This window comes from Geobacter metallireducens GS-15 (assembly GCF_000012925.1).
Classification (GTDB): Bacteria; Desulfobacterota; Desulfuromonadia; order Geobacterales; family Geobacteraceae; genus Geobacter; species Geobacter metallireducens.
Genome location: NC_007517.1, coordinates 2,570,320 through 2,597,037, shown reverse-complemented (window position 1 = coordinate 2,597,037; position 26,718 = coordinate 2,570,320). Strand labels below are relative to the sequence as shown.

At 54.4% G+C, this 26,718-nt stretch carries 26 protein-coding genes and 2 tRNA genes; 14 read left to right on the top strand and 14 right to left on the bottom strand.

What is annotated here, in order from left to right; translation table 11 throughout:
- Window positions 1-13 precede the first annotated feature (13 nt).
- From GMET_RS11545 to GMET_RS11535, 3 genes are all read left to right on the top strand, one after another.
- Window positions 14-685 (top strand): HAD-IA family hydrolase, encoded by a 672-nt coding sequence (locus GMET_RS11545; protein ID WP_004514508.1) that lies wholly within the window; start codon window positions 14-16, stop codon window positions 683-685.
- Entirely contained in the window at window positions 685-2,439 is a 1,755-nt protein-coding gene (locus tag GMET_RS11540; RefSeq protein ID WP_004514509.1) for an aldehyde ferredoxin oxidoreductase family protein, read from the top strand. Before GMET_RS11545 ends, GMET_RS11540 begins: the two co-directional genes overlap by 1 nt.
- Window positions 2,440-2,547: 108 nt before the next feature.
- Window positions 2,548-3,723, top strand: a complete 1,176-nt coding sequence (locus GMET_RS11535; protein ID WP_004514510.1) for a class II aldolase/adducin family protein — start codon at window positions 2,548-2,550, stop codon at window positions 3,721-3,723.
- Here GMET_RS11535 and GMET_RS11530 read toward each other — a convergent pair.
- On the bottom strand, window positions 3,720-4,883 hold the full coding sequence (locus GMET_RS11530; RefSeq protein ID WP_004514511.1) for a sensor histidine kinase: 1,164 nt from the start codon (window positions 4,881-4,883) through the stop codon (window positions 3,720-3,722). The genes GMET_RS11535 and GMET_RS11530 overlap by 4 nt on opposite strands.
- A 389-nt stretch (window positions 4,884-5,272) precedes the next feature.
- Here GMET_RS11530 and flgM point away from each other — a divergent pair, with 389 nt between their 5' ends.
- From flgM to GMET_RS18840, 5 genes are all read left to right on the top strand, one after another.
- The gene (gene flgM / locus GMET_RS11525) at window positions 5,273-5,578 is read left to right on the top strand and encodes a flagellar biosynthesis anti-sigma factor FlgM (protein WP_004514512.1); all 306 of its coding nucleotides are present in this window, start codon (window positions 5,273-5,275) and stop codon (window positions 5,576-5,578) included.
- Window positions 5,579-5,663: 85 nt separating this feature from the next.
- Entirely contained in the window at window positions 5,664-6,959 is a 1,296-nt protein-coding gene (locus GMET_RS11520) for a CCA tRNA nucleotidyltransferase (protein ID WP_004514513.1), read from the top strand.
- 18 nt (window positions 6,960-6,977) lie between these two features.
- Window positions 6,978-7,052: transfer RNA gene (locus tag GMET_RS11515), tRNA-Gly, on the top strand.
- 201 nt (window positions 7,053-7,253) lie between these two features.
- Complete coding sequence (locus GMET_RS18845) at window positions 7,254-7,400, top strand: hypothetical protein (protein WP_004514514.1); 147 nt, start codon at window positions 7,254-7,256, stop codon at window positions 7,398-7,400.
- A 7-nt stretch (window positions 7,401-7,407) separates the two neighbouring features.
- On the top strand, window positions 7,408-7,545 hold the full coding sequence (locus GMET_RS18840; RefSeq protein ID WP_187148448.1) for a hypothetical protein: 138 nt from the start codon (window positions 7,408-7,410) through the stop codon (window positions 7,543-7,545).
- Between the two features lie 68 nt (window positions 7,546-7,613).
- On the opposite strand, the gene GMET_RS11510 is transcribed toward GMET_RS18840, so the two are convergent.
- On the bottom strand, window positions 7,614-8,837 hold the full coding sequence (locus GMET_RS11510) for an ISL3-like element ISGme5 family transposase (RefSeq protein ID WP_011365668.1): 1,224 nt from the start codon (window positions 8,835-8,837) through the stop codon (window positions 7,614-7,616).
- A gap of 773 nt (window positions 8,838-9,610) precedes the next feature.
- Between GMET_RS11510 and GMET_RS18400 the strand changes: the two genes are divergently transcribed.
- The gene (locus GMET_RS18400) at window positions 9,611-10,090 is read left to right on the top strand and encodes an NUMOD4 domain-containing protein (protein ID WP_011366036.1); all 480 of its coding nucleotides are present in this window, start codon (window positions 9,611-9,613) and stop codon (window positions 10,088-10,090) included.
- A 243-nt stretch (window positions 10,091-10,333) separates the two neighbouring features.
- Here GMET_RS18400 and GMET_RS18835 read toward each other — a convergent pair whose 3' ends face one another.
- The 4 genes from GMET_RS18835 to GMET_RS11490 form a co-directional block, all read right to left on the bottom strand.
- Window positions 10,334-10,534 (bottom strand): hypothetical protein, encoded by a 201-nt coding sequence (locus GMET_RS18835; protein WP_187148447.1) that lies wholly within the window; start codon window positions 10,532-10,534, stop codon window positions 10,334-10,336.
- Window positions 10,535-11,249: 715 nt separating this feature from the next.
- Window positions 11,250-11,900 carry a recombinase family protein gene (locus tag GMET_RS11500; RefSeq protein WP_011366034.1) on the bottom strand — a complete coding sequence of 217 codons (651 nt, stop codon included), beginning with the start codon at window positions 11,898-11,900 and terminating at the stop codon, window positions 11,250-11,252.
- A 203-nt stretch (window positions 11,901-12,103) separates the two neighbouring features.
- Window positions 12,104-12,541: a hypothetical protein gene (locus tag GMET_RS11495; RefSeq protein WP_041249159.1), complete on the bottom strand. Its 438-nt coding sequence runs from the start codon at window positions 12,539-12,541 to the stop codon at window positions 12,104-12,106.
- 35 nt (window positions 12,542-12,576) lie between these two features.
- The gene (locus GMET_RS11490; protein ID WP_011366032.1) at window positions 12,577-13,821 is read right to left on the bottom strand and encodes a tyrosine-type recombinase/integrase; all 1,245 of its coding nucleotides are present in this window, start codon (window positions 13,819-13,821) and stop codon (window positions 12,577-12,579) included.
- A 162-nt stretch (window positions 13,822-13,983) separates the two neighbouring features.
- On the opposite strand from GMET_RS11490, the gene GMET_RS18600 reads away from it, so the two are divergent.
- A tRNA-Ser gene (locus tag GMET_RS18600) sits at window positions 13,984-14,050 on the top strand.
- A gap of 7 nt (window positions 14,051-14,057) precedes the next feature.
- On the opposite strand, the gene GMET_RS11485 is transcribed toward GMET_RS18600, so the two are convergent.
- The 5 genes from GMET_RS11485 to GMET_RS11465 all read right to left on the bottom strand — a co-directional run bounded on the left by GMET_RS11485 (window position 14,058) and on the right by GMET_RS11465 (window position 17,682).
- Complete coding sequence (locus GMET_RS11485) at window positions 14,058-15,368, bottom strand: site-specific integrase (RefSeq protein WP_011366031.1); 1,311 nt, start codon at window positions 15,366-15,368, stop codon at window positions 14,058-14,060.
- Between the two features lie 78 nt (window positions 15,369-15,446).
- Complete coding sequence (locus GMET_RS11480; protein WP_011366030.1) at window positions 15,447-15,788, bottom strand: helix-turn-helix domain-containing protein; 342 nt, start codon at window positions 15,786-15,788, stop codon at window positions 15,447-15,449.
- On the bottom strand, window positions 15,778-16,914 hold the full coding sequence (locus tag GMET_RS11475) for a replication initiation factor domain-containing protein (protein WP_238378919.1): 1,137 nt from the start codon (window positions 16,912-16,914) through the stop codon (window positions 15,778-15,780). Before GMET_RS11475 ends, GMET_RS11480 begins: the two co-directional genes overlap by 11 nt.
- A gap of 178 nt (window positions 16,915-17,092) precedes the next feature.
- Complete coding sequence (locus GMET_RS11470; RefSeq protein ID WP_041249158.1) at window positions 17,093-17,275, bottom strand: hypothetical protein; 183 nt, start codon at window positions 17,273-17,275, stop codon at window positions 17,093-17,095.
- A 14-nt stretch (window positions 17,276-17,289) separates the two neighbouring features.
- Window positions 17,290-17,682 (bottom strand): hypothetical protein, encoded by a 393-nt coding sequence (locus tag GMET_RS11465; RefSeq protein ID WP_011366028.1) that lies wholly within the window; start codon window positions 17,680-17,682, stop codon window positions 17,290-17,292.
- Between the two features lie 276 nt (window positions 17,683-17,958).
- On the opposite strand from GMET_RS11465, the gene GMET_RS18595 reads away from it, so the two are divergent.
- On the top strand, window positions 17,959-18,990 hold the full coding sequence (locus tag GMET_RS18595) for a hypothetical protein (protein ID WP_148206083.1): 1,032 nt from the start codon (window positions 17,959-17,961) through the stop codon (window positions 18,988-18,990).
- Between the two features lie 497 nt (window positions 18,991-19,487).
- Here GMET_RS18595 and istB read toward each other — a convergent pair whose 3' ends face one another.
- From istB to GMET_RS11445, 3 genes are all read right to left on the bottom strand, one after another.
- Window positions 19,488-20,282 carry an IS21-like element ISGme4 family helper ATPase IstB gene (gene istB / locus GMET_RS11455; protein WP_004514800.1) on the bottom strand — a complete coding sequence of 265 codons (795 nt, stop codon included), beginning with the start codon at window positions 20,280-20,282 and terminating at the stop codon, window positions 19,488-19,490.
- A complete protein-coding gene (istA, locus tag GMET_RS11450) occupies window positions 20,279-21,304 on the bottom strand; it encodes an IS21-like element ISGme4 family transposase (RefSeq protein ID WP_004514801.1) in 1,026 nt (341 codons plus the stop codon). The genes istB and istA overlap by 4 nt, the downstream gene beginning before the upstream one ends.
- 81 nt (window positions 21,305-21,385) lie before the next feature.
- Window positions 21,386-22,297: an Arm DNA-binding domain-containing protein gene (locus GMET_RS11445; protein ID WP_238378918.1), complete on the bottom strand. Its 912-nt coding sequence runs from the start codon at window positions 22,295-22,297 to the stop codon at window positions 21,386-21,388.
- 371 nt (window positions 22,298-22,668) lie between these two features.
- On the opposite strand from GMET_RS11445, the gene GMET_RS11440 reads away from it, so the two are divergent.
- Genes GMET_RS11440 through GMET_RS11430 form a run of 3 tightly spaced genes read left to right on the top strand, consistent with a single transcriptional unit; the run spans window position 22,669 to window position 26,709 of the window.
- Window positions 22,669-24,516, top strand: a complete 1,848-nt coding sequence (locus GMET_RS11440) for an acyl-CoA dehydrogenase (RefSeq protein WP_011366026.1) — start codon at window positions 22,669-22,671, stop codon at window positions 24,514-24,516.
- A 54-nt stretch (window positions 24,517-24,570) separates the two neighbouring features.
- Window positions 24,571-25,425 (top strand): 3-hydroxyacyl-CoA dehydrogenase family protein, encoded by an 855-nt coding sequence (locus tag GMET_RS11435; protein WP_081431814.1) that lies wholly within the window; start codon window positions 24,571-24,573, stop codon window positions 25,423-25,425.
- Window positions 25,426-25,479: 54 nt separating this feature from the next.
- On the top strand, window positions 25,480-26,709 hold the full coding sequence (locus GMET_RS11430) for a thiolase family protein (protein ID WP_011366024.1): 1,230 nt from the start codon (window positions 25,480-25,482) through the stop codon (window positions 26,707-26,709).
- Window positions 26,710-26,718 lie beyond the last annotated feature (9 nt).

The window sequence follows — 26,718 nt, the reverse complement described above, 5'->3', positions numbered from 1 at the left end:
TCAGGAGTCTGCTGTGCTGTACCCTGTCAACCTCATCATTTTCGATCTGGATGGAACCCTCATCGATTCCCTTCCTGACCTCGCCGACGCCACAAACCACATGCTGTCCAGTCTCGGTAGGCCTTCCATCGGCCAGAATGCCGTGCGCAGACTCGTGGGGCAGGGGGCGCGCCGTCTTGTCGAACGGGCCCTTGCCGGTGCTTCTGAGGACGAAATCAATCAGGGGCTTGATCTCTTCCTCGACTACAATCACCGGCATATTGCCGACCGAACCGTCCTCTATCTCGGCGTTCCGGAGACCCTCGACGCCCTGAAGGGGCGGGGGATGCGGATGGCGATCATCTCCAACAAGAACGTGGCCCTCTGTCGTGAGGTAGTCTCTGTCCTTGGCATAGACCGCTACTTTGACGAGGTTCTGGGTGCCGATTCCCTGCCGTTCCGTAAACCGTCGCCCGAGCCGGTCCTGAAGCTTTTGGCCGATTTCGGGGTGCCTCCGGAACGGGCAGCCCTGGTCGGAGACAGCATTAACGACATGGCCGCCGCCAAGGGGGCAAGGGTATCAACGGTGGGATGCACCTGGGGGTATGGCGAACTGACGGAGCTTGCCGATGCTGATTATCTTGTTGAAAGCTTCGGTGAACTTTTTGGAATACCGTTGTTTTGTGGTGGCGAGGTAAGTATATAATGGTTGGGGTTGCGGTGCAGGGATGGACCGGGCGCATGCTGTGTGTCGATCTGGCGACAAGGGAGAGTCGGCGCGAGACGATTCCGGCGGAATTTCTCCAGGCCTATCTGGGGGGCCGGGGGCTTGGGGTGAGGCTCATGCGGGATTGGTACCGGCTCGATCCCTACGATCCGGCCATGCCGCTCATTTTCGCCGTCGGTCCCCTCTGCGGCACGCCAGCCCCTACAGCGGCCCGCCTTTCGGTCGTGTCCCGCTCTCCTCTTACCGGCACCATCTACGACTGCTCCGCCGGAGGGCGCTTTGCGTGGCGCCTGAAAGCGGCAGGGTTCGATGCTTTGGTGGTTACCGGCAAAAGTGCAACCCCTGTTGCCATTGCGATTACGCCGTCGGGCGCCGAGATCGTCGATGCGAGCCAGCTTTGGGGGAAAACGGTCCATGATACCGTCACGGCCCTTGCCGGCCGCGGAAGCGTGGCAACCATCGGGCCGGCTGGAGAACGAGGGGTCCTCTTCGCCAATATCATGATGGGAGAAGGGAATTCGGTGGGGCGTGGCGGCCTCGGTGCGGTCATGGGGGCGAAGGGGCTGAAGGCGGTTGTGGTGAATGGCGACCAGCCCGTGGTCATCGCCGACCGGGAGCGGTTCGAAAAGGCTCGGCAGGACGTGATGCGGCTTTTCCGCGCTTCACCTGTCATCTTCGGCGAACTGGGGATTGGCGAATATGGCACGCCGGCCTTGGTGGATCTCATGCGCCAGCGCCGCATGGCCCCTACCGACAACTTCCGGCGGACCGTCTTCGAGGAGTCGGGGAACTACTCCGGGCCCGCCATTCGACGCGATTTCCACGCCAAAAAAGACGGCTGCTACGGCTGCCCCATCCAGTGCAAGAAGAGTACTCCTGCCGGAGAGCATCTTCCCGAATACGAGACCCTCTCCCATTTCGGGGGGTTGAACGGCATTGCCAGCCTTGCATCAATCGTGAAATCCAACACCCTCTGCAACGAACTGGGGATGGACACCATCTCCGCCGCCGCCACCCTCTCGGCCTGGGGGGAGGCGCGTGGCAGTTTCCCTGATGGCGAGGAGGTGCAGCGACTGCTGGCCGACATCGCCTTCCGCCGGGGTGACGGTGAGCTTCTTTCGCTCGGTTCCCGGCGGGTTGCCGAGGCCCTGGGGCAGCCCGGCCTCTCCATGAGTGTCAAGGGGTTGGAGCTTCCCGCCTACGATCCCCGTGGCGCCTACGGTATGGCCCTGGCCTATTGCACCAGCAACCGTGGCGGATGCCACCTGCGCGCCTATCCCATTTCCCACGAGATCCTCCGCAAGCCCATTGCCACCGACCGCTTTTCGTTCTCGGGCAAGGCGCGGATCATTGCCATTGCCGAGGACACCAACGCCGCCGTCGATTCCCTGGTTGCCTGCAAGTTCTCGTTCTTCGGTGCCACGCTGGAAGAATATGCCGAGCTGTTGTCAGCAACCACCGGTATTGACTACTCACCCCAGGACCTCAAGGAGATCGGTCGGCGGATTTGCCTCACCGAGCGGTTCTACAACTGCGACAACGGATTCAGTGTGGCGGACGACAGTCTCCCGGAGCGGTTCTTTTCGGAGCCGGGCTCCAGTGGGGAGGGGGTCGAAATTCCTCCCCTCGATCGAGCGCGCTTTGATGAGGAGTTGCAGAAGTACTACCGGATTCGCGGCCTCACCCCGGAGGGGGTGTTCGCGGATCGGGACTTGCTGGTGAAGCAGCCATAAAGACCATGCGGTTTCAGATGAGATGTGCCTGCCTATCTGGCTGTTCTGTCGATATTCTTTTGTTTGAGTTGCTGCTACCAGTGCGTATTGAGGTAATTGGGTAAGTATATGTTTGATCAGATCGCCGCCTACACGAACAAGCTTGTTGCCGACCGCTCGGCCCTGCCGGGGGAGATCGCCATTGCCGCCCAGGACGATGCGCTCATTGCCGACGGCTACCCCGCGCTGGCGCAATTGGCCGGCGACGTCCTTGCCCGGCTCAGTTGCCTTGGCCTGATAGCGGCCCGGCCGTCGCTCCCCTTCGCCGATTTCCTGGTAGCCCGGGCGCCGCGGAAAGAGTCGTTCATCGTCCCCCGGGACACGGAAACACGCACCTTTCTCCACGATATCCCGTTCCTGCGGCGGGAGGAACTGGGAAGCGACCCGGCCCCGGCCATCGCCCGACTCCTGGGGAGCCGCAAGGGGGTAGTCGTGGAGGGGATGGGGATCGTGGCGAGCGGCGCCCTCACCATCGAGCAGGCCTACATCAACTACTCGTCGGTCTTCCATTCGACATTCGTGAAGTATCTCCAGGACGTGCTCCATGACGGCTTCGTCCTCCCCGGAGAAGCGGAGGCCTTTGCCGCGTTCCGCCGCGACTGGCTCCGCCCCCTCTCGGCCGACGGCCTTGCCTTCCACTGCGGCCCATTGGCCGATCCCGCCGTCATCCTCCACGAGATAACGACGGTGGGGCGCTATACGGTGGAGCGGGGGCTTGTGGACTCCTTCTTCGGCAACATCTCCTGCCGCGCCGGCGATGTCATCTACATCTCCCAAACCGCTGCGAGCCTCGACGCCCTGGCCGGCTGCATCGACCCGGTCCCTATGGACAATTCCTCCACCTTCGGCATCACCGCGTCCAGTGAGCTGCTGGCCCATCGCCGCATCTACGAGGTGTCGGGTGCTGCAACAATTCTCCATGGCCATCCCAAGTTCGCGGTGGTCATGAGCATGGAGTGCGACGAAGTCGGCTGCACCGTGACTGACTGCTGGAAAGAGTGCGACCGGGTCCGGCTGCTGGGTGACGCGCCGGTCGTGGCGGGGGAGATCGGGGCAGGCGGGCTGGCGAAGAGGGTTCCGCCGGTCATTGCCGGCCCTCGCCGGGCCGTGGTCTACGGACACGGGGTCTTTACGGTGGGAGAGAAGGATTTCGCCGAGGCCTTCCGGGCCATGGTCGAGGTGGAAAACTGGTGCCGGGAGGAATACTTCCGGAGGGTGGCAGAGACGCTGAAGATAGGTCCCTAGTTGAAATGCTTGGGGACTGACAGGGTGAAGGAGGTCCCTTCCGGCTCTCGACTGGTGAATGCAACCTTCCCCTTCAGGTACCGCTCGCCGAAGAGCTTCACGCTGTAAGTGCCGATCCCCCTGCCGCTGCCTGCCTTGGTGCTGAAGGAACGCTGAAATATCTGGAGCTGGACCTCTGCCGGCATGACCCCCGGGTTGGTAACGGCAAAGGTGACCCGCTCGGCGTCTTCGGAGCAGGAAAGGGTAACGGTTCCCTCCTGTGGCGTCGCCTCCAGGGCATTTTTTACAAGGTTTCCGAGGATGCGGTGCAGGATCTGCCCATCGCTTTCGATGGAGCAGTCAGCGATCTCTCCCATGACCAGGTGGCGTCCCGCTGCGATATCGTGGGTCACATAGAGGGCATGGACCTCCCGCACCAGATCCGGCACGCGCACCATCCCAAGGTCTGGTCTGAATTCCCCCCTTTCGGCGTCAAGGAGCTTGCGCTGGTGGTTGATCTCGTCGATAAGTCGGTTCGACAGGAGGACCATCCACTCCTTATATTCGAGTTCCTTTTCAGGGGGGAGATCCGGGTGTTCCATGAGCATGGCGGCAATGCCGTGAATGCCGCCGACGGTGTTGATCACGTCATGGAAAAAGACCCGCTCGAGGACGCTTCGACGCTTCTGGTCGCTGATGTCGCGCATGACGCAAACGGTGACCGGGATGCCATTGACCGTGGCGGGAGTTGAGCACACCTCAAGGTCCATGGATGTTATGTCGTTCCGGTTGAGGCTAATATGGCACTCATGGCAGTTCTGGATGAGGGTTTCCTGGCTTTCGAGGATCGACATGACCGCACCGCAGACGGAACAGTGATTGCCGGTGCCGCAACCCGCCGGCCCCTCCGAGGAGAAGATGCAGCCGAAAGTCTCGCCAGGACGCTTGCCGATGATGGAGGCGATGCCCAACCCGAAGGCGTCCAGCAGATGACGGTTGGCCGCAACAACCTGTCGTTCCTGGTTGAGGACGAGGGCATAGTCGGGTATGGCGTCGATCAGCGACGTGAGGGTGGTGTCGAGGAGGACTTGTTTGCGCACTTCCTCGACTTCCGTGCGGGATGCCCGTTCGGCAGCGGCGAAGAAAGTCGCGGCAATGTCTTTCGGTGCAGCCTTGGTCATCGGCCCGGTCTCCGGTTCTGTTAGGTAGCCCACAATTTAGCGGTATTCATTGCTGCAGTCAATGCCGTTGCCTTCAGACCGAGCGGATACTGATCTCTATGCCTGTGGGCCGGTGGGCATCCCGGAGGAGCTTTTCCGGAGCGGGTCTCCGTCCGCTGTTACAAAGGGGCTGTAACGGTGAAAAGTCGCGTCCTTGGCCGGCCGAGCAGTTATGGTTGTACAGAGACGACCGGCTGCTTCGGGAAGTTGGTGTCGGCTAATTGACGTTTTTCCTCATTTTTGCCAAAATTTTTTTGACGCCGTGTCATTTTTTTCTAAAGATTTTTCCACCCCCTGACGATATAGTAATCAACAAGAGAAAAACGGAGGGGACGGAGGCTGTGAGTGCCATGAAAATTGACGATAAGCCCATACTCCCAGCAACGGTAGCAACCAGAAGCGAAGCCGCCGCGGCGCTTGCCGACGGCGATATCCATAGGAGCGCCGCCCAGGGGCAGGGAGAGGATACGGTGCAACTTTCCGGCAATGCCGAACGGGTAGCCCGTATGAGTGAGGCCCTTCAGAAGATTCCCGACATCCGGGTGGAGCGGGTCCAGGAGCTCAAAAGGCAGGTGGCTGCCGGTGAATACGCCGTGAGCGCCCGCGACGTGGCCGAAAAGATGCTCATGACCATGAAGAAAGGGGTCGCTGTCTGACCGCCTATTGGAGATATGTCTTGAAAAGCCCGCCCTGTGCGGGCTTTTTTCTTGCCTCGTCTCCGCGGGGTGGTAATCTCATGCCATGGACGCTTCCATCGCATCTTTCCTGCAAAATCCGTTTCTGAGAACGCTGCGGCAGGCGTCAGCAAGCCTTGATCTACAATGCTATGTTGTTGGAGGATGCCTGCGCGACCTGCTGATGGGGCGCGGGGTGAACGACGTGGATATTGCCGTCGGCGGCGGGCCTGAGGCTCTTTCCCGCCGCTTTGCCAAAGAGTGTGGCGGCACCTTCTTCTGGCTCGACCAGGAGCGGGGGCATTCCCGCGTCGTCATCAAGGGAGGGGCCGGGATCGACACTTTCGACTTTGCTCCCCTGAGAGGTGAGGATATCTGTGCTGATCTCGCCCTTCGCGACTTCACCATCAACTCTCTTGCCGTGCCTCTCCAGGGTGGGGTGGAGCTTTTCGATCCCTTAAAAGGCGAAACCGATATCCGTGCTCAACTGGTAAGGCGTTGCGCCGAATCGGTTTTTCGTGATGACCCCCTGCGCCTTGTACGCGCATTCCGTTTTGCCGCCACCCTCGGCTTTCGCATCGAGACTGAAACTCTCGCGGCAATTACGACCCATGCACCTCTTATTGCAAACAGCGCTGGGGAGCGGATTCGAGACGAACTTTTCCAGGTTCTGTGCATGCCCGGAACCGGGTCTGTTTTCCGAACTATGGGTGATGCGGGACTTCTCTGTGTGCTCTTCGGACTCTCTCCCTCGCAGGTTTATCCGGCAGCGGAGGCCATGGACAGGGTCGAAGCTGTTGTGCAATCCCTTTCACAGCTGGGCGACGAAACTGCGGAAAAGGGATGCTTACGGCTTCAGGAGCAAATCCAGGGAGGTATGACGGTTCTGTCCCTCACGAAGCTGGCTGCTTTTCTTACTGTAACAGAAGCGGATCTCCCTGCGGCGGCAGATCGGCTTAAGCTTGGAAAGACGGCAGGGCAACTCGTGGAGAAGCTGTGTCGTGCCGATACTCTTGCCCTTGCAGAGCGGTTGGACACGGTCTCCGCGTACACGCTTTTCAACGCATGCGATCCCGCAGGGCTCGAACTGCCGTTGCTGCTTCTTGCCCGAGGACACATCACCGAATCGCGCTGTCGCGAACTTGCCCGTTACTACCTGCACTGCCATATCCCCCGGGGAGGGAACCTTCTCCTCTCTGGAGCTGAAATCATGGAGTTGCTTTCCGTTCCTCCCTGCAAGATGGTTGGGGACGCCCATGAGCTTCTCCGGGAGGCCCAGTGCACCGGCCAAGTGAGAACTGGCGCTGAAGCAAGCGTCTTCCTCAGGAAAAAACTGTTGACAACCAACGAGCCCATGGGCTAAAAAGTTGTACTCAATCAAGCGGGAATAACTCAGTGGTAGAGTGTCAGCTTCCCAAGCTGAAGGTCGCGGGTTCAAATCCCGTTTCCCGCTCCATAAAGAAATCAAGGGGTTAGCCAGTTTTTGGCAGCCCCTTTTTCTCTTTCCAGAATCTACAAGCAACCCCGCAAGCAACCTCCGTTGGCAAGCAACCCGCCTGTCTGCATCTGTCTGTTTTCGATTATCCCGTGCCCCTCCTGCATCCGGTTCGCTCCTGTCCGCCGATTGTCGATAGCCCTTAACGATGAGGAGGAGAAGATGCAAGCAGAGATTGACCAGATGAATACCGACTTCAAATCATGGGAGAAACAGCACATGGCGACCTTCAGGAAGTGCCTAGCTTGCGACAGGCAGGAAGAGTGCTTCAATGCTCAAGATGAATACTCTGCCACCCTCCCGGATTGAGGCGCGTATGACGATCAAGAACGCAATCACAAGAAAGCACCTGACCCTCGTTCACAGCAGGAAGGCAATAACGCTCAGGGAGGCACAAGCTAAAATCGGTATCAACGTGGAGGCGCTGGAACGCCTGAAGCGCCTTGCACCTTAGTTCCCACCTGTAACCTGCAATCAGGCTATCACGCCCCGGCCTTCAATGGTTCGGGGCTTTTCTTTGGTTCATCCGGGAATTCCGGGGAAAGCGGCTCTGATCTTGAGAAAGAAGTATTCGTGATCCCGGAAGCCGTAGGCCATTCTTTTGATCACCTTGATCTTGTTATTGATGCCTTCGAGGATTCCGGTGTGAAGGGGCCAGAGGCAGTGGTTGAGGATTCCTTGGAGATAGCCCTTTAGCCGGCGGGCAAACAGGATGAGTGGCGGTATTCCACTCTCCATCGCCCTTTGGTGCCACTGCTCCCAGAATAGTCCCGCCTCTTCAATGCAGGTAAACTTCCACAGTTGCTTCAGATCGTCTTTGAGCAGGTAGACCGTAAGGAGGCTGCGGTTTGCCTCCAACAGTTCCTGGAGGCGAAGCATGTCGTCGCCCTTGACGTTCTCGCTGTTTCGTAGCAGCAACCACCGCGATGTTTTGACTACCTTCCGTGCCTTCTTGTCTTCCTTCAGGCGGTTTGCCTCATCGACTCGCACCCTGTCGATCACTTCCCTGCCATACTTCGCCACCACATGGAACAGGTCGTAGACTATGTCTGCCTGGGGCGAGTGCTGCTTGATTTCCTCCTCATATGATGCGTTCATATCCATCACGACCGCTTTGAGCCGTTTACAGCCATGTGGGCCAAGCTGCGTGAAGAAAGGACGGATACTCTCGCGACTCCTGCCTTTGCCGATCCATAAGACTTCCTTACGGTATGGCTCGATGATAACCGTCGCATAGCGGTGCCCCTTGTGAAGGGCGAACTCATCCATCCCGAGAACTTCGATGTTTGAGAGGTCGACGGTGCCGACCCGCTCTGTGAGTGAGCGCTTGTCGATTTCCTTCACCTGGTCCCAAGAAAGCCCCAGATACTGCGCCACGTGCTTCACAGACACGACACCACACAGTCGCGCTACGCTCTCTGCAAGCCTGCGCGTCACGCGGGCGTATTTCGCCAGCCATGACAGACGCTCCAGCGTTGGCCCACACTGAGGGCACAGCAGCCTGCGGCGGTGAACGATCAGATAAGTCTGAGCATCGAGAATCGGCAAATCTCGAATTACGCGCTTGGTCGTTTCATGGACGCTTGTGCAACGCCCGCCGCACGAGCCACACACCATCTCATCCTGGGACAGGGCAATCAGTTCTACCTCGATCCGTTTGGCATCACCTGTGACGATAGTGCGTGTCCCAGCAACACGATATCCTTCCCACCCTCCCGCAATTGCGATAACATCGGAATACGACAACGGCAGCCTCCTGCGATCTTTTTTGGTTGGGGAACCATCAAGATACCGCAGTGCTGCCGTTGTTGTTTATTAATCTTCCCCGGAATTCCCTGAAGAACCTTTTCTTTTGCGTACTCTCAATTCATTGCACCGGCACAACTTAAAAAATATAGCCCTCTGGCGGGTTGGGCGGTGTCGGGCAATGGTATGCCCTGCCCGGAGTACTCGAAGCCTTTCTGGCGCAATATCTGACGCACTCAGGGGCATCTGTAGTGCGGGCAAGCAATTAATCCATACTATTAATAATATGGCGTGCGGGCAAGCAATTAACCCATACTATTAATAATATAGCGCACTCCCGGTCTCGCACGGCGGTTTCAAATTATTATCGTTTCTGAGGGCGGGCACGGGCTGGCGAAGGGTAAGGTGAGGGGTGACAAGTTGCGGGCGAGCCAGTGGGCGGCGGGGTGCGTTAAAAGGACGGTCTGAGAGTTGGGCTCTCACCCTTGGGATTGCAACCGGCGCGTGCAAGTGCTCTCCGTTAAGATGAATTAACCCGTCCTATAGATACAGGAACCTCTGAGCGAACCAGCCGTTCCGATGCGTGACAGAGTCCCGATGGTTTCATTTCTCATTTCTCATCGTAAAATAAACCCGTCCTATAGATACAGGAACCTCTGAGCGAACAAGTAGTACCGTCGAAGACGGAGCGCTAAGTAGTAGACGAAGAGTAAAGAATTATAAGAGAGATAAAAAACGGGCTAGAGTGCTACAAGAGCGGGGGGGGGCTGGGTATGACCGAGAGCGAACGATGGAAAGTGGTACGGGAGGCGCGTGAGTACGAAGTCTCAAATAACGGGGATATTCGACGGATAAAGACAAGGCACGTATTGAGCCCTTCAGTTTCAAAGAAAGGGTGCATTGCAAATTTGTACGTTGGAGAGAGCAAGAAACCCAAGGCGCTCTTGTGGCATAGGGTTGTAGCTGAGGCCTTCATTGACAATCCCGACGAGCTTCCTTGTGTAAGGCACAAAGATGGGAATCGTAGCAACAACAACGCAAGCAATCTTGAGTGGAGCTGTCGCTCTCGCTGTATGAAGCGTGCTTATGCAACCGGGTCGAAAAAGCCTACTCGTGGCTCCAAGATTAGCACGCCTATCGGTGTCTTCACTCATCAAAGAGAAGCTGCAAAAGCTGCTGGTCTCTCTCAATCCACCGTGGCGTGGCGCATAAAGAGTGACCGCTTCCCTGACTGGTACAACTTATCAGACTGACTTGTCTTACATACGGTTATTTATATCTATCCGGCTGAGGCCGGTTACATAGTAGCCCGTTTGATTGCCCAAGGTTGAGCCAGTAGCCGAGGTGCGAGCAGTCTGTGTTCTCTCTCAGTGATCTACGGTGCTCCCTTGGGCCGCTCCCGTGTTACGGCCACCTTGTCCCAATTTCGATTGCTTGAATTGCGGGCGAGGCTCTTTTCTTCAGTCATTGGATAGCAGCGACATACTCCCCGGTCCTCACCTTGCGGAGAAGTTCCCTTTCGGCAGCACCGACAGCGTATGATTTGTTTCCACCTTGGATTGTTGTAACAACCTTTCCATTGCACCGCTCACAGATAAAGTCGGTTTTGCTTGGTTCATACCGGGAGCGACAAGAGCTGTCATCATAAACAAGAGTTGCATCACACGTCGGGCAATAGCACCAAAGATTTGAAACATTACTTCCCACCCAAGACCAGCGCCACTTTGCACCGTAAATAATATCTTCAGTGTACTTCTTGTGGAGGGGTTCTTTCTTGGGCCGGAGTGCAAAGAGGGTGCATACTGCGCCATAAAGTGCGAACAGCCCTATGAGTAGCAGTAACCACCCCGGTGTCGGATATGACAAGGTGATGGTTTTCCGTGCCCAAACAGCCCCAGACCAAACCCATGCGATGAGGCTTAGTAGTAAACCACGTGCATAGGGTATTGCAGACAAGATAAGTCCACCTAAGACAGTTGCAATAACTCCGTTACGAACTGAATGGGATTGAGACTCTGTCATCTTCGGGTCCTTTCTGCTTGCCTCCACTTTATAGCACGGAGCGGTGCTCTAGTTCAATTTGCCATATAGGTAAACGGATACAGCTACCATATTTGACCTGTGACGAGCTTTTATTCCGGGTGAGGGCTAGGCGTGGGTTGTTATTCGGGAAGAGGTCCAGCGGGCGGGCAAATAGCTTGACGGGCTGAGTCGGCTGCACTCAGATTCTCGAAATTACAGCCGGTGCGTGCAAGGGGTCTGCCCTCGCCCTCGTCGTGCGCTTTCCCCCATGGGGTGGGGGGGGGGGGGGGGGCTCCGTGGCGATCAGGGAGCGGGCCGGGCGAGGCGCTAGGCCTGTCAGGGACAGGAAGGAGAAGGGAAACCACCTGTCAACCTTGACGCCTCAGAGCTTCACCATCTCGCCATTGCGTTCTTGACTGCCGTAGCGGTCCAGTCCTTTCCTAGTGGCGTTCGGATTCCTTGCCGGTTCAGTTCCCTTGCAGTCTCTCTAAGTCCCATGCCTTGCAGTCTCAATCCTTCAATGATGGGTTTTACCCTCTTTGCATCTTCATCGGACTTCATAGCCCTTGCAACCCTGCCAGCGCTCCGGGCTTCATTGGTTAGGTTAGGATTCCCCAGCTTGACGCCCCTTGTCCTTGCTGCCGCTAAGGCTGCTTTGGTGCGGGTGGAAATCATACCGGCCTCATGTTCCGCAACCGCTGCAAGGATATGGACAGTCAGCTTGTTTGCTTCTGGGAAGTCTACCGCTACGAAGTCAACCCCAGATTCCATGAGCGAAGATACAAACGCCACGTTGCGGGCTAGGCGGTCCAGCTTGGCAACGATCAAGGTGGACTTAGTCAGCTTGCAGAAGGAAAGAGCCGCTGCCAGCTCCGGGCGGTCCTTCTTCCTTCCTGATTCCACCTCTACGAACTCCCGTAGTAACTCCCACTTGCCCCCGTTCAGGTAGTTGGCTACGGCCTCTCGTTGTGCACCTACTCCGTAGCCCTCCCGGCCTTGCTTGTCGGTTGATACCCTGAGATAGGACACGTAGCGTTTCATTGTCTGGCCCTCCGTGTAATTTCAATATGGTCGTTGATGAATTTATACACTTACAAATCAGGCCTGTCAAGCCAAGAATTACTTCGATTACCAGCCCTTTAGAAGAGCGATAAGATCGCTACTGTATGTACTGGACGCTACAGTCTTCATCGGGAGATGAAGGGGTGGGGATATAGCATCAGAAGACGAGACAGGGTTATTTGTCAATCCTGTGATTTGTTAAGCTCAGGGCAATTTGATTTAGAATACATTTCAAGAAGGCCACTCACACTAATAGCATTGAGCGTTTTCATGGTTTTAAGTGCTCCGAATTGTGCATTCCTTAAAGCGTGATAGGCAACTTCATATTCTATAAACAACCGATTGTAATTATTTCTTAATGGCATATACCTCACTAACTTGTTGTCAGGCTCACTAATAATCTTATGTATAGCGTTTGACAGATAACAAGACTTTCTTTCACCGTTAAGTAATTGATCTATAACTTCGCATTTAGCCGCATTAGCTATGACTTTGTTTGTTAGTGCCTCATCGTAAACGTCAATATGAAACCCAGTATATTTTTCTTCACTATCGAGTGCTGCAACAAACGTTGGATACAAAGCAATCACCATAAATAACAATATCGACTTAGCTCTCATCGGCATCATCCTCACTTTCAATGCAATTTCATTGCTTATATGCTCAATTTCATCAACTCAGCTTCCAGTTTAATCAAGGCCTCCTTCTTCTCCTCCATGTAGTCATGGCGGTTGTACCTGTCCACTAAGCCCTCTTTCTTGTGACTGAGCACTTCCTCTGCGTGCTCCTCCGGTACGCCAACACGAGCCAGAAGGGTCCGGGCCGTGCGTCTCAGATCGTGAGGCGTCCACTCAGGCAATCCATAATACGGTGGGTACATCTCCCCATTGGGCTTCTTGTTGTTTCTCTCTCTACTGACAAGCTGGGAAAGGGAGTTTCTGTTTATAGGTTGCCCGTCCTGTGGTGACGGAAAGATATACCCCTCTGCATCTCCGATCAGTTCGAGGGCTGTAGGGGTAAGGTATATCCTGTGCTCCTCTCCGTTCTTCATCCTTTCTGCCGGAATAGTCCACCACCCGCACCGCTTGCATATCTTGCAACGTGGTTTACCGACGCCTGTTTGAATCTCCCGCCTGTGCATTGCTGCAACCTCCCCCGGTCGCTGTGCTGTTACCATTATGAGTTTCAAGGCACGCTTGGTTTCATCATAACCCGGCCCCTCGTCTATGGCCTTCCAGACGTGTTTTATCTCACTGTCTGAGAGAAAGCGCTCTCTCGCTTTTGGTTTAAGGGCCGGGATAGTCTTTGCTTTTAATCCTGCCATCGGGTTTGATTCGATGTATTCACGCTCTAAAGCATAGTCAAAGACTGAGCTGGTCGCCTTGTGTAAGTTGATTACTTGGATACCCCGCCTTGCTACGTTTTCAAGAAAGGCTATAGCGTCACGACGCTTGATGGAAGCTATGAGTGTATATTCCCAGACAGGAAGTGCATCTTTATTCAGGGCGCACTTGATAGTGTTGTGCCACTTGGGCGAATGATTATCTTTTGACCATTGGAGGTATAACTCTGTGAAGTGACCGAAGGTGAGGTTTTCGTCTTGCGGCTCAGCTTTAATGACTGGAGGGGTGACTGGGTCTTCTCCATTAACCAAACGTGCATAGGCTTCGCCGTGCTTGATGCGAGCATCCTTGAGCGTTACCTCTGGGTAATTCCCTAGCTTCAACTCCTTGCGCTTGCCGTTGATGGTGTAGATGTAAAGGAAAGTCTTTGTCCCTTTCGGGTTCTTGATACCGGAAGGGTGGACGACTATGGCGAATCCTCGACTCTCCCGGATGTAATACTTCTTGGCTTCAGGCTTCAGGTTTTGAATGAACTTGTCTGAGAATTGCGTTGACATGATTTCCCTCTGAGTGCTACAAGCAACCTGCAAGCAACCTCTAGTGGGCTTGCAGTAAAGCGTATGAAGCGAGGCTTGGCTTGGATAACTCTATGGGAAAATCAGATATAAGTCAACAAGTTATGGACTATAAACGAGATGGTGATAGAGCGGGTTGTGGGGGCGTGAAAGATTTGTGTCCTGCTTCCCAAGCTGAAGGTCGCGGGTTCGAATCCCGTTTCCCGCTCCAAAAAAATCTAACAATCTCCGAAAGTTAAGAGGTTGTTCGCGAAACTGTCCCCGGTACTGTCTCTAAACGGTATCGGGGATTTGCTTTTTCCGGGGATAATGAAGTCCCTGCCGAAGTAGCGGAAGATGTTTTCCGCGTCCTCTTCCAATCCCTCCACGTAGTTCCCGTAGACCTCATAGACCATTTGCTTGCTGGCATGCCCCATGAGCTTGACGAGCCGTAACGGATTCACCCCGATAATGAGACTCCACGCCGCGAAAGAGTGCCGGGCCGAGTAGGAGGTAACGTAGGGAATCCCGGCCTGATCCACCGCCTTCTTCCAGACCTTGCAGAACCGGCTACTGTTGAACCGTGAGCCGTCAACCATCGTGCAGAGGTAAGGAGAGCCGGGGCGGTTCTGAAGTTCTTGTAGCCGCTTCCTGATGGCTTCCGTGATGGAGATTTGCCTCTTGCGGAAAGCGGTCTTGAGGCTCTTCTTCTCCACGCCGAGGACGTAGGAGTTGCGGACGTTGAGGTAATTCCCCTCGATATCGTCCTTCCGTAGTCCCCCCAACTCCGAAGGGATCATCCCGGTAAGGATCATCAGTTCCGCGATGGGGCGGTAATGCACTTCCAGATTGTCAAGGAACGTGAGCCAGTCGGCGAAGCGGATAACGGTGTGTTCCTTCTTCTCGGTCTTGGGAAGCCGCTTTCTCAGGTTATCGAAGGGACTCTTGATAACCCAGCGGTAATGGTCGCAGGCATCGTTCCAGATGGAGCGAAACGGAATCAGGATGTTGCTCTTCCTGGCCGTGGAGAGGGGCTTTCCCTTGTGGATGCCCTTTTTCCAGACCAGCGACTCCGTGAACCGGAATACCGCCATCCCGGTTATCTGGTGGAACGTCATGTTCCGAAAGGCCGGAAGGATTCTCGTTTCGATTGCCTCCCGATAGTCCCGCCGCTTGGTCGGTGAGCCGAAGGTGGGGAAGATCGTCGCCATCCACTCCTTCACATACTCTCCGAAAACCACCTGATGTGGTTCCGGCCGGTACTCCCTTCCTTCCAGTTGGGTGAAGAACTCCTTCTCTTCCTCCGTGGCTCCTAGGAACGCCTCCGCAAACTTGAACGTCCCGTCCTCGATCCGCTGCATCACCTTGTCGAGAAAGGCCCGGACCTTTCGTTCATTGGCCGGGGTGTCGTTCAGTTCCGTGCTTCTCGTTATCCTGCGCCCGAAGTAGTAGAAATCCACGTAGAGCTTCTTCGACTCCTTGCGCCGCTTGATGGCTCCGATTTGCTTTACTGGTTCTTCCAAGGCAAGCATGCCTTTCTTCATTCTCATTGTGTCACCTCATGGCCGTTACCCTCCCTTCAGTGCGTCTTAAGTCCGAGGGGAGCATAGCGGCCTTTCATCGCATTATCAATAGTCAAGGTTCATGACCGGCCCCTTGTGGCGTTCTAAAGTCAAAGGCGGGCGGTTGACCGGGGCTTCGCCCCGCTGAGAATCCAGCGTGCCGACCGTGGCCTGCGGTGGCGTTTCCGGGGCATCCTCCGCGTTGTTCGCCAGTGTCGGGCGGTTGAAGAAAAGGTCAACCCCCCAGCGAAAGCGCAAGATGCGGCCGAGTCGGATATAGTGGACCCTTTCCTTGAGGGCACCCGCCTTGATCCAACCAAAGATGGTGGTGCGGGACACCTGCATCCGTTCGGCGAACTGCTCCACGGTGAGAAGGTCAGGGGAGGGTGGAAGGTTATCATTCCTCATCGTCCGACCCTCCCAGGGTGCCGCGATAGCCGAGCCTGATTAACCGCTTGCGGTATTCCTCCCGGAACTTGTCATCATCGGTGCGCTCGTCAAGGAGCTGGCCCAGATACCGGATCGCCTCCTTGCGGTCCTTGATTCCGCTTTGGGCGGCAATGGAGATCATCCTTCCCATAATGTGGGCAAGGGTGCGTTGAATCGGCTCCATGCTGTCGCTGGAAAATGTCCTCTTGGCATCCCGAAAGGCCCCGAACCGGTCCCGGCATTCCTGCACCGCCAGCCACCAGGGATGAATGGTGCGCCGTTCCGCCTTCTCGTTGTCGGGGAGCCGGAGCGAGAACCATTCCCCTGTGAGATACGCCCAGATTGCGCCGACCTTCTCCCAGAGGTCGTCAAGGGTCTTTATCCGGTACTGATGGAGAAATGAGCGGCGAAGCTGGAACTCGACCCGCCAGACCCCTCCCGGATCATCCACACCCCAGATCGGCAGAAACCATTGCTTGTTGCTCTTCTGAATCTCTTTCCCCTTGTCGTAGATTCGCACCTGGACGGGAGAGTTAGCAGAGCCGCAATAGTAGGTTTCCAGGTCGCCGCCGTTCGTTATCATTCTGATCTTGCGACTGCGGGACACCCGGAGGATTTCGAGAAGGGAAAAGGCGAGGGGCGGATTCACTCTGAAGTCTGCGCAGAGGTCGCACCGGCTCGGCTGGACACGCTCGATAGTGCCGCCGAAGCTCATAAGGTCGAACTCCAACAGCTCCAGGAGGGTTGATAGGCCCACATGCCAGAGGGCTTCCGCCAGGATCGTTACATAGACGTTCGGCGAGGCGCCGGGCTTGTCGGAAATGGCGAGATAGACGCGGTATTCTGGGAACTGGAGCTGATAGCGATAGTTGGGAGCCTTGCCGCTTGCGTGGTGGAGAAACTCCCGGCTGATGTCGGTCTTGTCGAGAAGGCCGGTTGTTCCCTGGGAGGCTTCCTTCTTCTCGGAAAGATACGACTTGGTGCGGTTCCAGTTGGCGTCCCACGACACGAACAGACCCAGATCAAGGGTATCAATGCCGCAGGCAAGGAACTGGAAATTTCCGGTAGGTGGGTTTTGCGCATGGCGTGTTACAGACTCCGCCATGCTGGGGGACACTACTTGATTGTTCTCTGATGTGAAAATAGCCATAAACAACCCCTTTTAGCGCAAATTGCGCTTAAGAAATTGCCCATGGCTGTGCTGCTTTCCTTTCGGGAATTGGCTGGCTTCAAGGCAGTGGAAACGTATTTAGTAACCAGTAGCCCCCCGAGGGGGCCACAGGTTACCTCCGGTTAAGCGATTCCTGCATGATCTGTTGAACTGGCTCTTCGATACCACATAACCAAGCTCCTTGGGTTTTTTCTGACGGTTTTAGTAAGTACAGCTTGCTTTTGCCGTTTCTGCCAGTGATCTTTACGGGCATGGGAAGGTCTCTGATATCCATCTCCAAAACTCGATTTTTCACGGTTGTTTCCTCCTTTAATGTTCTTCCTCACCATAGACGACCGATTCATGGAACGGCATGGGTTCGGTGATCCCCGCTTCCGATTCCAATTCCCGGAGGTTTCTGATAGTGCGATTTCTAAATACCCCCCTCAAACCATCATCCTCGTATATTGGCACTCTTCCGAAACGAGTTGGCTCATACTCGATGAATTCACCCCGTTTGCTTTCCATCCCTTCCTCAAGTTGCTCTAGTGCCGTGGAGAGTAGATCCCCAATAATCTCTGTTTTCGTCTTTCGTGGGTAAATTTCGCAAAGGGCGTTGATCTTCGCGGAAACAAGAAGTGGCAGTCGGATGGAAATCTGCTTTGGGGTAAGCTTTGAGTTGTCGGGTGCATCCCAAACTTTGACCAAATCTTTTGGGTTCATAATGCCTCCATGACATTTACGAAATGTTCTGAGACTTTTATAAATGTTATGCAACATTTTGTCAAGTTTGAAATATTTAGACGCGTAATTTGGTGATTTTGGAGAAGAGGTAACCAGGGAAACGATATACATGCCCTGTAATGATATTGACGTACTTTGTTGTCTTCAGATATAAATGCTAAAAAACTCTAAGATGAGATGGTTCACAACATAAAAAAACATTGATAATTGAGAAAATTTCGGCAAGGCCAAAATATTCTAGAAATTGGGGAAATTATGAGTGATCTCTTTGATTCAAGTGGTCCTAATTTTAACGTTGTGCTCCCGTGCACTCCAGAAACCTTTAAAGAATTTGTTTCGGGATTACTTGGTGCCCCTCAGACTATTACGAGAGAATTCGAAGGATCTTATGAAGTTCATCAGGAAGATATAGTTAATTTATATCATTTGATTGATCAGCGGGTAAGTCAGCAGAATCCGTCAACATGTGTTCAATTTACTGTTAAAACTATTTATGATGATGGATCAACTGTAAAACAAAACTCCTTATCTGATTTTTGTGCATACAATGAAATACGCCCTGTTATATCTGTAGGCTTAGTTATAACATGGACTTATTTGGTTAAATTCAGAGATAAGGCAGCGCCAGAAAAACAAATAATCACTGTTTCTTTTGGCCAAACCGATAAAATCATTGCATCAAGAGGGATTAGAATTAAATTCCTTAGCATGGATGCTATTGATTTCCGTATAGATCACACTGGCAGAACGTGGGGGGCTGATATTGAAGCATTGTTAACTAATCATATAAATAATATTACAAAGAAAGAGCCAAATATCAAAAAAATTGTAAGAAAAAATTCAGAGCTAATAGGCCTTTTGTTGGGTGGTTCATTATTTATCACAACAGCCATTGCTGGAGTTATGGCTAATTCTGATTTTTTGGACAAACAGCAGAAGATTGCAGCCGATATTCTACGAAATAAATCCGCAGATATTGGCAATATGCTCAGTAAACTAGAGTACCTCATAAATCAAAATGCTTCTGGTCAATGGCACATTTTTTATAATAAACTCGCAATCATGTTATTTGTAGCTCTTTTTGCTTCTATTATTATTGGGATCGTTATAGCTGAAGCTGCCGATAATAGAGAACCAAGTTTCATTTTACTGACAAAAAAATCTCAAGAAAACAAAAATATTGTTCTAAAGAAGATGAAGAAAAAATGGGTAGTATTCATAATATCTTCTATGCTGTCAATTGCTCTTGGAATATTAAGTAATATTATTTATAATAAATACTTTTAAGGTTATATATACCGAAGTCGATTGATATTTGACTTTACGTGTTGAAGCCAAAAATGAGTTTAATCTGTTCCTGGATTGTCGCTTATGCACTTGATTCGGTTGAATCTTGTTGGACTTAAAACGACACCAAAGAGAAAGGTAAGTCGTCGTATTTTAGGTTAAATATTCGTTTTGACTGATTTTTCTGGTTCTGCTTTCAGGCCTTCGAATCCCGTTTCCCGCTCCATCTAACAATAAGGAATCCTTCGGGATTCCTTTTTTGTTGCCCCGACTTTCACCAAAACTTTCACTAAGAGAGTTTTAACTGAAGGCCGGGGCTTTGTTGTTCATGTTCTAGCTGGAGATAAGAGCCAGGAACCATCGGGTAGATATTTCCAGGGTATCCAAGGAGGTGAGGCGACCTTTTTGCCTTTGTCTCCACGAAGTGTCAACGGCAATCGAAAATTGACCCACTTTACCGGTTGATCGGCAATTGAAAAATGACCCACCTTCCTGGGTTAATCATCCATCTGGGGTGTCGGCAGTTGCTGCCCGAGAATGCCAGCTCGGCGCTTCTCTTTCAATCGGTAGCTGTCACCCCTGATCTGAATGACATGGGCGTGGTGCAGCAACCGGTCGAGCATTGCTGATGTGAGTGCCGTGTTGCCGCCGAAAGCCTGTTCCCATTCCCCAAAGCTCAGGTTCGAGGTGAGGATGACGGAACCTGTTTCGTACCTTTTGGCGATCACCTGAAAGAACAGGTTTGCCTGTGTTTCGCTGAACGGAAGGTATCCAATCTCGTCGATGATGAGTAGTCTCGGCCCCAGGACACTGCGCCGCATTACTTCCTTGTACCGCCCCTGGCGCTGGGCGCTTTCGAGTTGCAGCATCAGGTCCGCAGCGGAAATGAAGCGCACCTTCACGCCGCACTGGGTTGCCCGGTAGCCGAGGGCAATGGCGAGGTGAGTCTTGCCGGTACCGCTGGGACCGAGCAGGATTACATTCTCCCGACGCTCCAGAAACGCCATTGCCGATAGGTCCAGGATTCGCTGCTTCGGGGCGCCGGTGGCAAAATCGAAGTCATAATCCTCAAGGGTCTTGATCGCGGGAAAGCCCGCGAGCTTTGCCATGGTGTGGCGCGAGCGCCCCTGCCGGACGTCGTTCTCGGCCTTGAGTACCTGCTCGAGATAGTCGATGTATGACGACTCCTGCTTTGCCGCAGCATCGGCAAGGTCGGCGTACACATCGGTCACCGCCAGAAACTTCAAGTCGTCGCAGAGGGTGACCATACGCTGGTGCTGGATGTCGCTCATAGCCGCCCCTCCTGAAGGATCTGATCATAGAAGGAGGCGGGGCGCTGAAGTGGGATCACCGGCCACGGCATGGGAGTGATGACTTCCGGCTTGCCCTGCTCAACCTTAACCCTTGGCGGCAGCGGCGACATTGCCGCGCGCTCGATCTTGAGACGATCGCAGGGGCGCTCGCTGGTCTCGCCATGGATTCGGCAGTTGGCTACGTCATTAAGCCAGTTACGGACCTCGATGTTGGCGGTCGCGACATCGAGAGTTAATCCTGCCTGCTTAAGGCGCGAGACCAGCGGATAGTAGAAGCTGTACCGCAGGTAGCGGTTGAACCGCTCGACCTTTCCCTTGGTCTTGGCGCGGTACGGCTTGCACAGCCGGGGGATAAACCCGAAATGCTTGGCTGTGTCCCACAGGCCGGAGTGGAAGCGGTGCTTGCCCTCGCCGAAGGCGTTTCGCTCCAGAACCACAGTCTTCATGTTGTCATAGAGCACTTCACGCGGGACGCCGCCGAAGAAGGAAAATGCCATCTCATGGCACTCACGAAGGACATCAAAGGCCTGGCTGGTGGTGAAGACGACGAACGAATCGCGGCTGAAACCAAGGGTTCCAACGAACGCGTACAATGGGTGTTTACCCCTGCGCAATTCGCACCAGTCGGCTTGCATCTGCTTGCCGGGCTCCGTTTCAAACCGGACAACCGGCTCCGGAGTGACACGGGAGTAAAGTGTCGCCAAAAACGTTCTTACGGTGCGCTCGCAGCCATCGTAGCCAAAGCTGGCAATTTCCCGAGCAAGCACCGGAGCAGGAATCCGGTGTGGCAGCGCCGCCTTCACCCGCTCTTCGAGAAAGGCTTTAAATGGATCTAGCTTCCCCGGCCGCTTCGCCCGTTCTTTGTATCTGGGATCGGCCGTTGATCTGAGGAACTTCCTGACCGTGTTTCGGCATAGCCCGGTGATCCGCGAGATCTCCCGGATGCTTTTGCCCTGTTTCTTGAGAATTCTGACTTCCATACACTCTTCCTTTCCGATCATGCCGACCCTCCAGGTCGGCTAGGTTATCAGGAAGAGTGGGTCAATTTTCAATTTCCGAGGTGGGTCATTTTTACATTGCCGCTAACACCAGTCCCGGCCGAAGTATTCCAGAATCTTCCAGAAGTCCTCCTCCAGCCCGTCGATGTAATCCCCGTAGACCTCATAGACCATTTTCTTGGAACCGTGGCCCATGAGCCGCACCCGCCGGTTTAGATCGATCCGCAAGGTAAGCGCCCAGGCCGCGAAGGAGTGGCGCATGGAATAGGGCACCTTGTCGGTTATCCCGCTGGCTTTCCCCGCCTTGGTCCAGACATCCTTCAGGAATTCCCGCCATTCATCGAACCGGAATCCCTCCCGTCGTTTCGGTTGGGTCTTGGGAAGGTGCTTCTTCAGGTTGGTGAAGGGGTTGTGGAGTACCCAACGGTATTGGTCGCAGGCATCGTTCCAGATGGTGCGTAGCGGTATCAGGATATTCTTCGCCCTGGCCTTCGATAAGGGTTGTCCCTTCTTGGTCCCCTTCTTCCACTTGAGGGAGGCAATGAACTTCTGAATCTCCACCCCGCTGATCTGGAAGAAGGTCATCTCCCCAAAGAACGGCACCAGCCAATAGTCGATAATCAGCCGGTAGTCGTCCTTCTTGGTCCCCTCCGGGTAATGGCTCCAGACGTTTTGATACCACTCCTGGAGATACGCCCCAAAGAGGATGTCCCGCGGTTCCGGGGCATACTGCCACCCCTCCAGCTTGGCAAAGTATGCCTTCTCGTTTTCTGGTGCGCCGGGGAAGGCATCGGCAAAGATGAGCTTACCCGCGTCCCTACGTTCGATGATCCGATCCAGCCAGAGCCGGACCTTCTCCCGGTTCTTCTTCGTGTCGGCAAGGCCGGTCGTTTTCTCCACCCGGCGGTTGAAGTAGTAGAAGAGGATATAGAGCTTCCTGGAGCCGGGTTTTCTGATGATGGTTCCTTGTTCCTTCTCCTCGTTGTCAAAGAGCAATGCTTCATGGTGGTAGTGCGCTTCATGGATGTCTGTTAATCGGCTTTGAAAAATGACCCTATATAGGCAGTGGGTCAATCTTCCTTGGCGGCCTGATATCAAGCAGTTATCAACGGTGGTGGGTCACCCTTCGACGCCGAAAAGGGTCAAAATTGGATGCCGATCAAAATCCCCATCCTCCGGAGCCGGGTTACACAGTTTTGTGTGGAATTTTGTTCTTGACACCACGTTTTATTTGTTTAATAATTAACCGAACGGTCGAACTAGGGTGGTGCAGCCGGTTTCTTGCTCAGGAGAACAAATCTTCTTTCTGAGTGTCCGGGACTCTATGGAGAATCATAATCGTCAAATCATCGCACAGGAGAGAAACGGTGGCGAACTTACTGGTTGATAAGCGTGATCAGATATTTGTGCTGAAAGAAATGCTGGAGATTGACCGTCTATGTAGTTTTCCGAGATATGCCAGTCATGCGGGATACGAGATGGTCCTGAACGAGGCACATACCTTCGCCAACACCGAGTTATCCCCTACCGCCGTTGACGGTGACCAGCAGGGATGCCTCTATGACCCGAAGACCAAGGCTGTTACGTTCCCTCAATCGTTTCACAAGCCATATCAGAAATTTTGTGAAGGTGGCTGGCTGACGATGTGCGACAGCCCCGACGTGGGGGGGGATGGTTTCCCTTCGGCCGTGGGAACAGCCGTGTCCGAAGTTTTCTACGCCTGCGGTTTTTATATTTACGGGGCAGCCGAGCTGACGCATGCGGCTGCCAAGGTGATCGAGGCCTATGGGAGCGAAGAGCAGAAAAAGAGCTACATGACCAAGCTCTTTGCCGGGGAGTGGATGGGGACCATGTGTCTCACGGAACCTGATGCGGGGAGTGAGGTCGGTGCGGTGCAGACCGTTGCGACCCGCAACGGGGACGGCAGTTACGCGATTACCGGTACCAAGATATTCATCACTGCCGGCGAGCATGACCTGGCCGGTAACATCATCCACATGGTGCTTGCCCGGGTGGCAGGCGATCCCCCCGGTACCAAGGGGTTGTCCCTGTTCATCGTTCCCAAGTTCCTCCCCGACGGGGTGGGGAACGCCGGCGAGCGCAACGATGTTTATTGTACCGGCATTGAGCACAAAATGGGGCTGCACGGACTTGTTACCTGTACCATGGCATTTGGCGACAGCGGAAAATGTACCGGATACTTGCTGGGGGAGCAGGGCAAGGGGATGGCGGAGATGTTCCACATGATGAATGAGCAGCGCCTTCTGGTCGGTGTTGAGGGGCTCTCATTTTCCACGAGCGCATTCATGAATGCCGTGGATTACACGAAAAGCCGGGTGCAGGGCCTATCGGTATATCCAGGTGCAGATAAGCAGAAATCGGTGGCGATCATCAATCACCCCGATGTGAAGCGGATGCTCCTGACCATGAAGGCCTATGTGGAAGGGTGCCGCAGTCTCGCCTATTTCACCAGCAGCTGCATGGATAACGCGGGGGTCGCAGATGGTGCGGATCGTGCCAGGTGGCAGGGGTTGGTCGAACTGCTGACCCCGATTGTCAAGGCCTATATCACCGACAATGCCTGGACCGTGACCGCTCTGGCCATGCAGTGCGCCGGGGGGTATGGGTATTGTTCCGATTATCCCTTTGAACGGTTGGCGCGTGACTGTAAGGTAACCACCATTTTCGAGGGGACCAACGGCATTCAGGCCATGGATCTGATGTTCAGGAAAATCCTTGGCAACAACAGGGTTAATTTTAACAACCTGCTGGAGATGATCGACCAGACCATAGAAAAGGGGGCTGCAGACGCTGAGATCAGCGTGTATGCGGCAATTGTAAAGCGTGCCAGGGAGGGTCTTGCACGGATAGTCGAAGAAATGGCTGCATCTTCAGCTGCCGGCAATTCCCTTGATCTATACGCAAAGACCAGCCCGTTCCTTGAGGCGATGGGGGATGTCCTCCTCGGTTGGCTGCATCTGTGGCAGCTGACGGTCGCGAATCCGAAATTGCAGGGTTTCATTGAAAACAAGAGCGAAGACGAAATTGCCAAGATCCTGAACAAGAACAAGAATGCGGCATTTTACGACGGCAAGGTGCTGGGAGCCCGGTTTTTCATCGGAACGCTGCTCATGAATACTTTTGGAAAATTCGAGCAGATCAGATCGGGTGCGGCTCCGGTCATCAGCATCGGCGAAAAGTCATTTACGGGTTAAGGGAATGCAGGAGCGGTTTTGAACAGCGACAACAAACTGCGCGGGGAGGAATCCATGGGTATTGGGAAAGTGGCGGTTATCGGATCGGGAATCATGGGGCATGGCATATCGCAGGTGGTTGCGACGGCCGGCATCAACGTAGCGCTGAACGATATATCTGATCAGGTTCTTGAGAAAGCGAAATCACACATTGCGGCATCACTTGACCGCGGCATCCAGCGGGGGAAACTGACCGAAGAGGACAAAAAGTCCATTCTTGGACGGATCTCATACACGACTGACATCGCCCAGGCAGTGAAAGATGCCGATCTTGTCGTCGAGGCTGCCCCGGAAAACCTGGAGCTGAAACATTCGATCTTCAGGAAGCTCGACCAGTACTGCAAACCGGAGGCTATACTGGCATCCAATACCTCCCAGTACAGTATTACCGAGTTGGCATCGGTTGTGGCAAATCCGAGCAGAGTGATCGGGATGCACTGGTTCAACCCGCCAGTGGCCATGAAATTGATCGAGATCATCAGGGGGCTGGAGACATCCGACGCGGTGCTGAACGAAATTGAGACGTTTTCCGCCGCGGTGGGGAAGGAGACGGTCGTCTGCAAGGATTCGCAGGGGTTCATCAGCACGCGGGTTCTCGTAGCGATGCGCCTTGAGTGTTATCGCCTGGTGGAGGAGGGGATCGCAACCCCCGAAGATATCGACAAGACACTGCGACTTGCCTTTGGCCATCCGATGGGACAGTTCGAGCTTGCCGATTTTTCAGGACTGGATATCGAGCCTGCCGCCTGCGAGGCCCTGACAAAGACCTTTGGTGACCGTTTCCGTGCCCCACAGATCCTGCTGCACCGCGTCAAAGCCGGAAAGCTGGGAAGGAAGTCGGGAGAGGGGTGGTACAAGTACGATAAATAGCTTACTCCGCAGCTGGAAAATATCGCTGGCGAAAGCCATGTAAGGATGGTGCAAATGGGCAATCAGAACGATATCGTCATTATAAGCGCGGCGCGGACGCCGTTCAGCAAGTTCGGCGGGTTATTGAAGCAGATTCATAGCATTGAGCTCGGTGCGATGATCATCAGGGAAGTTCTGCAGCGGTCCGGCTTGAAGGGGAGCGACATCGACGAGGTGTATTACGGGATGTGCATCCAGTCGGAAGCTGCGCTCAAGTATAACGTTGTGGCGCGGCAGGCCATGCTGCATGCGGGGCTGCCACCCGAAACCCTTTCTCTGACGGTTGACCGGGCTTGCTGTTCGTCGCTCGCCGCGGTCCAGCTCGGGAGAAAGTCTTTGCTGCTGGATGAGGCAAAGGTCTGTATGGCTGTCGGAGCTGAGAACATGAGCAACACTCCCGTGGTGCTCAATGGCCATCGCTGGGGGACGGGGCTGGGAAAACCCGAGATGGTGGACCACCTCAATCCGATCATGTACGTGGGGTTCAATTCTCTTGCCGGTGATGCGGGGGCGGTCGCGCTGGAATATGATGTGTCGAGGGAGATGCAGGATGCCTGGGCCTATGCCTCCCAGATGAAATATCAGGCAGCCAAGGCCGCCGGCAAGTTCAGGCCGGGTGAAGAGGTGGCTGCCATCGAACTCTCCCAGAAAAAGGGCGATCCAGTCATTTTTGCTGAAGACGAATTCCCCAAACCTAACACCACCCCGGAAGGGTTGGCAAAACTCCCACCAGTCTACGGCAGTGCTACGGTGACTGCCGGCAATGCCCCGGGGCTTGACGCCGGTGCGTCGGCCTTGATCATCACCAAACGTGCAACTGCGGACGCGTTGGGTGTCAAGCCGCTGGGCGTCATTCTTTCGGTTGCCAGCGTGGCCAGTGCGCCGCGCGGGATAGCCGAGGTTCCGGCATTTGCGATTCAGAAGGCGCTCGACCGGGCGTCCGTGCAACTCGAGAACGTTGATCTGATCGAGATCAACGAGGCGTTCGCAGCCATGCCGCTGGTGTCAACCAAGATCCTTGCTGATGGCGATCAGACAAAATGGGAAGAGTTGCTGGCCAAAACCAACCCGAACGGCGGAGCCATAGCCATCGGCCATCCTGTCGGTGCAAGTGGGGCCAGGATTTTGATGACCGCCATGTACGAACTGCGCAGGAGAGGTGGCGGGGTTGGTGTGGTCGGTATCTGCGGCGGTCTGGCCCAAGGGGACGCAGCCGTTATCAGCGTTGATGAGAGTTGTCTGTAGAAGGAAAGA